We start from the raw sequence: 9,587 nt of genomic DNA on the forward strand, positions 1-9,587 counted from the left end.
GCTGGCACGGCGGGCGAACGAAAGCGGCGAGATTTTGCCGGGGCTGGCGCACGCTTGGGAGGTGGACGCCACCCGTACGCAGTGGACCTTTTTCCTGCGTAAAGAAGTGCTGTTCCATAACGGCAAAATATTAACCGCCGATGACGTCGTCTATACCTTCGAGCGGCTGCGTCGTGCACCGGGAAGGAGACTGTACCATTTTATCGTCCGGCAAATTCGGCACGTGCAGGCACTAAGCCCAACCATGGTACGCTTCGTGCTGAAAGAGCCGAACGAGCTGTTTCTGTCCTTCCTGTGTACCAGCCGCGCTGCGATTGTGCCGCGTGAGCTGAATCAGGCGGGTGAAGCCGCCTTTGGCATTCGCCCTGTTGGTACAGGGGCGTTCAAGGTCACAGAAATGAATGAAAGCCTCTGTATACTGGAGGCTTTTGCACCTTATTTTCAAGGCAGGGCCCATCTCGATCGGGTAGAAATTGTACAGCTCCCGTGGGCGACCAAGCTGGAATCGTCGGATACGGAGGATAACGCTTCTTCTTTTCACATCATTCATAATCCCATATCCGCGGGAGGCACAGATGCCGCATGGAGCCAAATTCACTCGGCGGCTTCGGTATGCAAATTTATTACATGCAACACTTACAAGGATGGGCCGCTGCGCAACCCGGACGTGCGCGCCCGGATCGTAGCATGCCTGGAGCAGCGCAATCTTCCTCCCGAAGAGGCGGGGGCGTCCGACAATTCATATGAACCACCGGCGGCGCTGCAAATTGCCACTATTCCGGAGTATAGACCGGATGCAGACCGGGTCGCGGCTCAGCTCGAAGCCTGGGGGTATAGCTGTAATATCGTAGCCGCATCCATGAACGAGTTCAAAAGCTCATCAATTCGCATGGAGTCGGATTTGATCATCTTCTCTCTATTTCGTGACCGCGATGAGCAACTGCGCCTGTTTGACCTGTATCTCAATGTATCTGGGCATGTGGAGCCGCATAGCCGCGTGGATATCGAAAGACTGCTGCGTGAAATTACACGCGAATCCGATCATACCGTCAGAGCGCGTCAATTTGAAGAGATTGAAACACGGCTCATTCAGGAGCACCAGCTGCATATTTTATATGAAAAGCCCGTTCAGACGGCCTATCTCCCCTCTGTGCGTGGCGTATCCTTTAATAGTCAGGGCTGGGTGGATCTGCGTCATGTCTGGTTTCCACCTGCTTTATCTCCATCATTCACCCTTTCATAGACAAACAGTTCATCCGAGTGTAATGAGACAAACCAAAAAAGGTATCCTCTTTTTTACAAGAGAATACCTTTTTTGGTTACCACCAATCCAGACCTTTTCAAGCAGATGTATCGATGGATGAATATGTCCATCCCCCCATCCCGTGACTGCGAGCGTCGCAATGATCCTCGAGAGGAGGAGCAACGAGTGAAAAATTTATCAAGATAAAAGCATTAAATGCGAGCAGAGTAAAAACGATCTTTTTTATCATGGATGTATTCTACCTCTCCAAGTAAGTTTTTATATTCCTCTTTGTCCTCAGAAGAGGCAGTATGCCGATACTTTTCGAATAATCCTACACATCTGATGGTGACAGGATTACCATTCAGCATTACGGAATAAGAAAGGCTCTCCAGCAAGAATTTCATACCTTTGGTATAGCGATCTTTATTGAGATCATAACAAGCCATCTCTGCCAAAAATCGTGCATAGAGATCTGCTGACATTTGCTCTGTATAGGTGCCTACCTTGGTATGCTGATCTGCTAATGCCTCAATTTGTTTTTCAAAACGCTGCAGTACATGATCGACATTAAAATCATAACGGTTGGCCGCCACCAGAATTTTATGCAACCCTACCAGAATTTCGCCTTCGTTTTTCTCCAAATAGTCTACATATAGTGGAATCACGTCCAGGCTGCCGGACATCAACTGATAGAGATACCCGTTGGCCTCAGCCCAGTTGCTACAGAGGGCCTTCAAACGGCGCACTTCTTCTGTGTCCTCTTTTACCCAGCTCAAATCAGAATACAGGGATACATATTCCAGTGCCTTCTGATAGTCCCCGCGTTCATCCCACACCCCGGCGCGCATCACATAAGAATATACAATGTACATAAACAAAGGACCCTTGGGTTCCTTGCCACGCTCTGATCTTCTGGTATTTCCGTATTTCTGCTCGTATTGCACCTTTGCTTTTTGGCCCATTTTTTCAGCTAACCATTCTACTTTATCCCAACGTCGCAAGGAAGCATAGGTATTAGCCAAATCTTTTAAGGCCTCCAGCTGGTCTGCTTCACCCAGTCGATCCACAAAACTCTCAAAGTGTGTAGCCGCCCATAAATTTTCGTCCTGATCATCACCAATGGCAATCGTGAATAACCGATACTGGCAAAGAGCCAGACGTTCGGAATGCTGGTATTTCTCACTATCCGAGACATTCTTATAGATAATGGCCGCAGCCTCATGCTTGCCTTTTCCGAATAGCTCTTCTGCCGTCTCAAATAAAGCCGGGGCGTAAATGAGATAGTCCATCATAAACTCCACGACCTGCTTAATACAATCCAGTTTGTCCAACTCTGCACAGCGGTGCAAAAATGGCCGAACCCGTCGCCAATTTGGTGCTGTATTCCGTATAAACTCATCAATGTATAACTCATAGAGGCTTCCTTCTTCAAGCCCCATGCCTGCCCCAATCCGATCCAACAGGAGCATCGCGATCGGCCGATTGCCGTTAATAATGGCACTGATCGTTCCTGCATTAATACCTGTGTTCTCCCCAAACTTGCTAATCGTAATTCCTTCTCGTCTAATATACTGCTCCAGCTCTGCGCGAATTGTGGTTGTTTCCTTCAAATCAGGCACCCCCAGGGATTACTTGCATGATTTCAATACAAAAAAAGAGAATTCCCGTTAACATTCCCTTAATTATACAAAATAAAGCCCACTTCGCCAACTGCCTGGGTGAATTTATTTCAAAAATTTCAATAATTCTCCGAATTACCGTATACTACAGGGAGGTAAGCTGAATGGCTACACTCAATCGGTATGCAGGAAAGGATACAAAAAAATGGACAATTCCCCTACAACAGAACAACAAATTGCACAATGGATGGTCGCGCAGATCCGTGAAGTGGGCACCCTGAAACAGGAAGATGCGATTGCATATGTACGCTCTACGTATGGAGAGCAGTATGTGTTTATAAGCGAGCACGGTCATGTATCTCTGGAAAAAGAAATCAAAAAAGCATTTCGCAAGCTTCATGGCGGCAGAATAGCCTGGGATCGTGATGGATTCCTCTGGGCCTGGACTTAACAAGCAAAGGCATCTGCCCCTGGGCAGGTGTTTTTCTAAATTCATGCATATAGTTTGTGGAGCTGGCTGATTTGTTCCTTCACAAACTGTCGGAGTGCCGCAGGCTCCATAATTTCACCCCGGCCGATCCAATCCATAGCATCTCGACAGGCCGCTTCATAGCTGTACATATTGACCGTCAGATGCAAATGGCTTCCTTCCTGCACGGACTGGATGATTTCCAGCCTGTTCGCTATAATTCCAGCTTGCGTCTTATTCGTTCGGATTACTACGGGATAGTACTCTTCCTTTTTGCAAAGCTGCTTAAACCTGGTTTCTTGCATCATCCAATACTGCTCCAGCGAAAAATCCACAGGAACCTCGAAGACCTCCGCAGACGGCTGGACCTCCGTGATACGCTCGCACTTGAAGGTCCGAATCTCCTGCCCGATCTCACAGAAGGCAATGAGATACCAGTCACCCTTTTTCACCACAAGTCCATAGGGATGTACATGGCGAGAAGAACAGACTCCATCGGCTTTCCGATATTGAATGGTTATCTTATTGGAACCCCACACCGCAGCTCTCACGGTCTCCAGACAGGGAATGGCTACACGCTCCGTCCACCAGGGCGTATCATCAAAATAAAACCGCGCTTTGGCTTTCCGAATATCCGATTGATAAGGGTCTGGCATGGTCTGTTCCAGCTTGAGCAGCGCATTTTTTAATTTTAAGCCCGATTCGGTGGGCCCGCCCGTATATATGCCCATGCCTGTTAAATAAAGCTGAATCACATCTCCTCCGTTCAACTGTTTAAGGTTGGCTGTATAGCCCTCCATCAAATAAATTCCACCCTTCGGGCCGGATGCGGTAACAATCGGAACCCCGGCTTCAGCCAAAAGGTCGATATCCCTGTAAATCGAGCGTACCGAGGTTTCCAGTGCCAACGCCAATTCCTTGGCCTTCATTCTCCCTCTAGATTCGATACATAATAAAATCGCGATTAAACGATGCAGTCTCACAATCATACCTCCACAGTAGATGGTTACCCAAGTTGAAAAGTCGATGCAAAGATTGTTGACACCCTGTTGGCAATAATAGGTGTGTATCATAGAAGTAAAGGGGTGTAATGGATGATGAATATTGGAATTTTGGGGACGGGATTCGGCGCGTATCATGCGACGCTTTTAAACAACCATCCCAAGGTGAACAGAATCGTTGTATTCGGAAGGAACGAAACCAAGCTGCAAAAGCTGAGAGAGGACCTGAACGTTGAAGTCACACAAAATATAGAGGATATTCTGCTGGATTCAGACATGGATGTCGTCGATCTATGCCTGCCCTCTCATCTGCATAGGTCATATGCCATGGATGCGCTAAAGCACGGAAAGCATGTGTTTTGTGAAACGCCGGTTTGCTTTGATCTCGAAGACTCTCTTCTTATGCAACAAGCTGAAAAGCAATATGGTAAAAAGATTCTGGTCAACCAGTTCATTAAGTTTGATCCTGCCTATACCTATCTATACGAGGCTCACCGTCAGCAAAAGTACGGGAAGCTTGTTTCCTTGTCCTTGAAAAGGGAAACGCCTCCCCTGTGGGGAGATCTTGGACCAAGCTCCATCCCTGCTCAGTTCATGATTCATGAACTGGATTTACTCGCATGGCTGCTGGGCCCCTGTGACCCATGCACAGTCTGGGGTACAGAGGTTGCCCATCCTGAACAGGCACAGGTGCGGGCTTATTTTCAGCATCAGAATACGTTCACAGAAGTCATCGCCTCTTCCCATATGCCGACAAGCTATCCATTCACGGTAGCCTATGAAGCTTATTTTGAGAAGGCCAAACTGGTATACCACGAAAGCGACGAAAATGATCTTGTACCTACCGCATTATATGAGTATACCGCATCAGGGCAGCAAAAAATCAACCTCGAATCCGCCAATCCGTACGAAAAAAGTCTGGATCATGCCCTTGCATGCTTTAACGGACTTTCGGAATGCCTGATTCCACTGGAACAAGCCATCCAATCGCTGGAAATGGCTATTAAGATTAAACATAGATTGGGGAAATTTTAGCGTTAACTCGATGTCTCCGGCAGTTACAGCGGTCAACCTCCCTTACAGGGAGGTTGTGTCCGTAGGCAAGGAAACTTCGTCCACATAGTTCGTTGCCATAATCCTGGCTACCCCGGCCGGATCGGTGGTCTGGCCCAACGCCCACATCATTTTTGTTACCAGTGCTTCCGTTGTCATGTCATACCCCGGAATCACACCCTTTTCCAGTACCTTCTGGCCTACCTCGTAAATCGTCAGATCCCCGCCCTCATAGGGGCATTGGGTGGTTACGACAATACTCATACCGTCCTTCATCAATTCTTCGATTTTGCTGATTAGGCTTCTTTCCTTGAAAGGCACACCGCCCATACCAAAGCCCTCTATGACGATGCCTTTATAGCCCAAGCTTCGAATGGCATCAAAAATCGCCGGGTTCGTCCCCGGAATCAGCCTCAGCAAAAATACCTCCGATGCATACCCGTCATTATACGGGTGGCGAACGGTACCGCGATCTGCAAATACGCCCTCCGTATAGACCACCTTGCCGTTCTCCACCAGGCCGATGTATGGATAGTTGATACTCTCAAAAGCGTTATAGCTGCGAGTTCTGATCTTGGAGCTGCGGCTGCCGTTGATAATTTTGCCGTTAAATACAACAAAACCCCCTGCCACCTCGCCACATGCGGTCAGGAATGAGTCAATTACATTCTTTTTGGAATCACTGTGTTCGGCCAAAATGGACACCTGTGAGCCTGTCACAACGACGGGCTTGTCTACAGTTCCCAGCATGAAGCTCAAGGCCGAAGCCGTATAGGCCATCGTATCCGTACCATGTGCAATGACGATGCCATCGTATTGATTGAGGGAACGGTGTACCATCCGGGCAATGGAAGCCCAATCCTCTGGTTGCGTATTGGTGCTATCAATGCTCATCAGATTGTGGGCATCAATGTCGCAAATTTCCTTGAGCTCCGGAATTTCCGCTAAAATATTCTCAGCCGATTGGGTCGGAGTCAGGCCGTTTTCCTGATAGGAGGAAGAAATCGTCCCGCCTGTGTTGATGAACAAAACCTTTTTCATGTGCCAAAGTTCCTTCCCGATTACATCTTCACTTTATTGTTCTTAGAATTTATCATGAATAAGTGTGATATGCTACATTGCTAAAGAAAAGAATTAATGAAGGATGGTGCATTCATGAATCTGGAGCAGCTAGCAACCGTCATCCCGCTGCTAGAGCATATCGAATACGGCAACACCTCTCAAACCCTGCATCCTGGCTCCAACAGCCATCTCCTGATTGTTGCGCTGCACGGACACGTCACTCTCTCAGCTCAAGGCCAAGAGCCGATTATTTTCACGCAGGGCTTTGCCTTTCATAATCAATATGGCGCTTGCAGCATTCAGGTCCCCAAAACCCGGGAAGCCGAATATATCGTGATTACGTACCGTGTTCTGCAAGGCGAATCCACGGATTGGACGCTGCATGGCCCCTTGCGTACCTTGAGTGAATATAAAATCAAATATATGCTGGACGAGCTGCTACGAACCATAGCTCCGAGCATTCAGGATGAAGCAGGCGTGGAAAAAGCGGCCCGGCAATTTCGAAAAAGACTGCTCCTGGAGCGATTGCTATTCATTTATATCTATGAGACGCATATGGTGCAGGACAACCACAACTCGTCGGTATCCATTGAACAATCCCTGTCTTATATCCATGAGCATTATATGCTCAAGCTGACCCTGCCGCTTCTCGCTGATCGGGCGGGCATGAGTGAAGGACATTACACGGTGTTGTTCAAAAAAGCCACTGGCATGACCATGACTCAGTATTTGCGTCATCTCCGTATCCAAAAAGCGAAGCAAATGTTCCAGCAGACCCGACTTCCAGCCAAGGAAGTAGCCCAACGGGTCGGATTTACGGATTATTTTCATTTTAGCCGTATTTTTAAAAAAGAAGTCGGCTGCTCCCCCACCCAGTTTCAAAGAATCTAATAATATAACATGTGACGTCTACAAATCAGACATGGTATAAAAGAGAGGTTGCCGCTAAAATTCAAATGAGAATAATTATTATTATCAGGGGGAAACAGGATGCATCATTGGTTTAGACGTATATTTGGCCTCACCTTCACCTTACTGCTCGCTATTAGCTTGGCGGCTTGTAGTTCATCCTCCACGAATCAGACTGCGGCAAACGGTAATTCGACTGGTTCCCAACCAGCGAACAGCTCATCTGGCGGAGACAGTATCACCGTTCAGGACGCACTCGGAACGGTCACCTTACCGGGCAAGCCTGCACGTATTATTTCGATGGATTTCAGCTTTACGGACATGCTGGTGACTCTTGGTGTGCAGCCTATCGGGATTGCTGATGACGGTGCGCCTGAGCTGTTCATGGATTCCGTGAAAAGCAAGCTGAAGGACTACACTTCCGTAGGCTCCCGTTATGAACCCAACATTGAACTGATCAGCTCATTGCAGCCTGATCTGATTATTGTGGATATTAATAAGCACAAAAATGCTTTAACTCAATTGAAGGGCATTGCCCCAGTGCTGGCACTGGACGATTTTCAGGCAGACTATGAGCATATGCTGAAAAACTACACGATCCTCGCTACGGCTGTAGGTAAAAGTGAAGAGGCTCAAAAACGTCTGGAAGAACATCAGGTCAAAATGGATGCAGCCAAAAAGAAGCTGAAGAACACGTCTCTGACCGTACTGCCTGCTGTCGTCAATCCTAAAGGCTTCTTCGCCCATTCAGACCATGCATATACTGGCTCCATTGTGAAGCTGTTAGGCTTTACCGATCCGGTACACAGCGACAAGGCATATCCCGAGCTGACGCTGGAGCAGTTGGTTGAAGCCAACCCCCAGGTGCTGTTCCTGATGCCGACAGACCCTACAACGATCGTGAACCAGTGGGAAAGCAATCCCTTGTGGCAAAAAATAGACGCCGTCAAAAACAACCGTGTATTTACGGTAGAACGGCGTAATTGGTCCTTGTCCCGTGGGATGCTGGGAAGTGAAAAAATAGCCGAGGACATCGTAAACAGCCTGGGAGAGAAATAAAATGATCCATTCCATATCCACCATGTCCAAAAAAAAGCAGAGCCGTTCGCGGTTTCTGCTCTTCCTGTTTTTAGTGTCTTTCGTTTTGCTAATCCTGGGCTTGTTATTCAGCCTCAAATGGGGCCCTGCCTCTATATCGTGGGCTGACCTGTATCAGGCATTGACCTATCAGCGCAGCGACAAGGTACATCTGTATATTCAGACGCTGCGCCTGCCGCGCACCCTGACCGCCTGCATGGTCGGTATCCTGCTGGCGCTGGCGGGGTTGTTGACCCAGCTCACCACACGAAATCCGCTGGCTTCACCACATGTATTTGGCATTAACGCCGGGGCTTCTCTCGTCGTGGTGCTGGGGCTTGTCTTATCCGCACAGCTATCGGCAATATCCACGATGCTGATGGCCTTTGCCGGGGCAGCGGTGGGTGCGTGGCTGGTCTGGTCGCTGGCTGGATTCGCAGACAAGCAGCCTGTACGATTGGCGCTGGCGGGCATCACCATTCATTTCATGCTGTCATCACTGACAGAGGGCTTCATTATATTGAATCAGTATTCTACGGAGTCCATGATTTTCTGGCTGGCTGGCTCTGTCAGCCAGGCGGGCTGGACGGAGGTACGAATGATTCTTCCTTTTTTCATCGCGAGTCTTGTGCTGCTCGTTATGCTGTTGCCAGCCCTGCGACTGCTGCTGCTGGAGGACGAGATCGCAGCCGGACTGGGGCAGCGAGTCCCTCTTGTTCGAGCACTGGCTCTGCTGCTGGTTATCGTAATGGCAGGCTCAGCCGTGGCTGTATGCGGACCGATCGGCTTTGTCTGTCTGATCGTACCCCACATCTCCCGGGCGCTGGTCGGAACACGTCTCTCGCTGCGCGTTCCGATGACGGCGCTTGGCGGAGGGCTGCTGCTGGTGTATGCGGATCTGCTCAGCCGCATCATTTCTTTTCCGTTCGAATCGCCCGTGGGAATTGTAACCTCTGCTATCGGAGGGCCGTTTTTTATCTATCTGGCCCGTAAAAAAAGGGGGGCGACACGATGAGCAGACCCTTCTATCTTGTGACCGCCTTGCTTCTGCTGCTCCTGCTCGGCATCGGTTCGGTCAGTGTGGGAGCGCTTCCTATTCCCCTGCGTGATATCGGCTCGGCTCTGGTGGATACGCACAGCCGTTTTCATTT

The 9,587-nt window shown here is 48.9% G+C and carries 9 protein-coding genes; 6 read left to right on the forward strand and 3 right to left on the reverse strand.

From position 1 onward, the window contains the following. Positions 1 to 1,243 (forward strand): ABC transporter substrate-binding protein (locus WG8_RS24860; protein ID WP_007433057.1); only part of this gene is annotated, 1,243 nt, incomplete at its 5' end. Positions 1,244 to 1,455: 212 nt separating this feature from the next. Here WG8_RS24860 and WG8_RS24865 read toward each other — a convergent pair. Continuing rightward, on the reverse strand, positions 1,456 to 2,856 hold the full coding sequence (locus WG8_RS24865) for a transcriptional regulator (RefSeq protein WP_007433058.1): 1,401 nt from the start codon (positions 2,854 to 2,856) through the stop codon (positions 1,456 to 1,458). 214 nt (positions 2,857 to 3,070) lie between these two features. On the opposite strand from WG8_RS24865, the gene WG8_RS24870 reads away from it, so the two are divergent. Next, complete coding sequence (locus tag WG8_RS24870) at positions 3,071 to 3,316, forward strand: DUF6953 family protein (RefSeq protein WP_007433059.1); 246 nt, start codon at positions 3,071 to 3,073, stop codon at positions 3,314 to 3,316. A 41-nt stretch (positions 3,317 to 3,357) separates the two neighbouring features. Here the strand turns inward: WG8_RS24870 and WG8_RS24875 are convergent, their stop codons facing one another. Then, positions 3,358 to 4,317 (reverse strand): helix-turn-helix transcriptional regulator, encoded by a 960-nt coding sequence (locus tag WG8_RS24875; RefSeq protein ID WP_007433060.1) that lies wholly within the window; start codon positions 4,315 to 4,317, stop codon positions 3,358 to 3,360. Positions 4,318 to 4,428: 111 nt separating this feature from the next. Between WG8_RS24875 and WG8_RS24880 the strand changes: the two genes are divergently transcribed. Next, a complete protein-coding gene (locus WG8_RS24880; RefSeq protein ID WP_043891402.1) occupies positions 4,429 to 5,370 on the forward strand; it encodes a Gfo/Idh/MocA family protein in 942 nt (313 codons plus the stop codon). A gap of 42 nt (positions 5,371 to 5,412) precedes the next feature. On the opposite strand, the gene WG8_RS24885 is transcribed toward WG8_RS24880, so the two are convergent. Next, positions 5,413 to 6,429 carry an asparaginase gene (locus WG8_RS24885; protein WP_007433062.1) on the reverse strand — a complete coding sequence of 339 codons (1,017 nt, stop codon included), beginning with the start codon at positions 6,427 to 6,429 and terminating at the stop codon, positions 5,413 to 5,415. Between the two features lie 114 nt (positions 6,430 to 6,543). On the opposite strand from WG8_RS24885, the gene WG8_RS24890 reads away from it, so the two are divergent. The 3 genes from WG8_RS24890 (at position 6,544) to WG8_RS24900 (ending at position 9,451) form a co-directional block, all read left to right on the forward strand. Further along, on the forward strand, positions 6,544 to 7,341 hold the full coding sequence (locus WG8_RS24890) for a helix-turn-helix domain-containing protein (RefSeq protein WP_007433063.1): 798 nt from the start codon (positions 6,544 to 6,546) through the stop codon (positions 7,339 to 7,341). Between the two features lie 99 nt (positions 7,342 to 7,440). Next, positions 7,441 to 8,418, forward strand: coding sequence for an ABC transporter substrate-binding protein (locus WG8_RS24895; protein WP_007433064.1), 978 nt, complete (start codon positions 7,441 to 7,443; stop codon positions 8,416 to 8,418). A gap of 1 nt (position 8,419) precedes the next feature. Beyond that, positions 8,420 to 9,451 carry a FecCD family ABC transporter permease gene (locus WG8_RS24900; RefSeq protein ID WP_007433065.1) on the forward strand — a complete coding sequence of 344 codons (1,032 nt, stop codon included), beginning with the start codon at positions 8,420 to 8,422 and terminating at the stop codon, positions 9,449 to 9,451. Positions 9,452 to 9,587 lie beyond the last annotated feature (136 nt).

Origin of the sequence: Paenibacillus sp. Aloe-11 (assembly GCF_000245715.1) — a bacterium.
Classification (GTDB): domain Bacteria; phylum Bacillota; class Bacilli; order Paenibacillales; family Paenibacillaceae; genus Paenibacillus; species Paenibacillus kribbensis.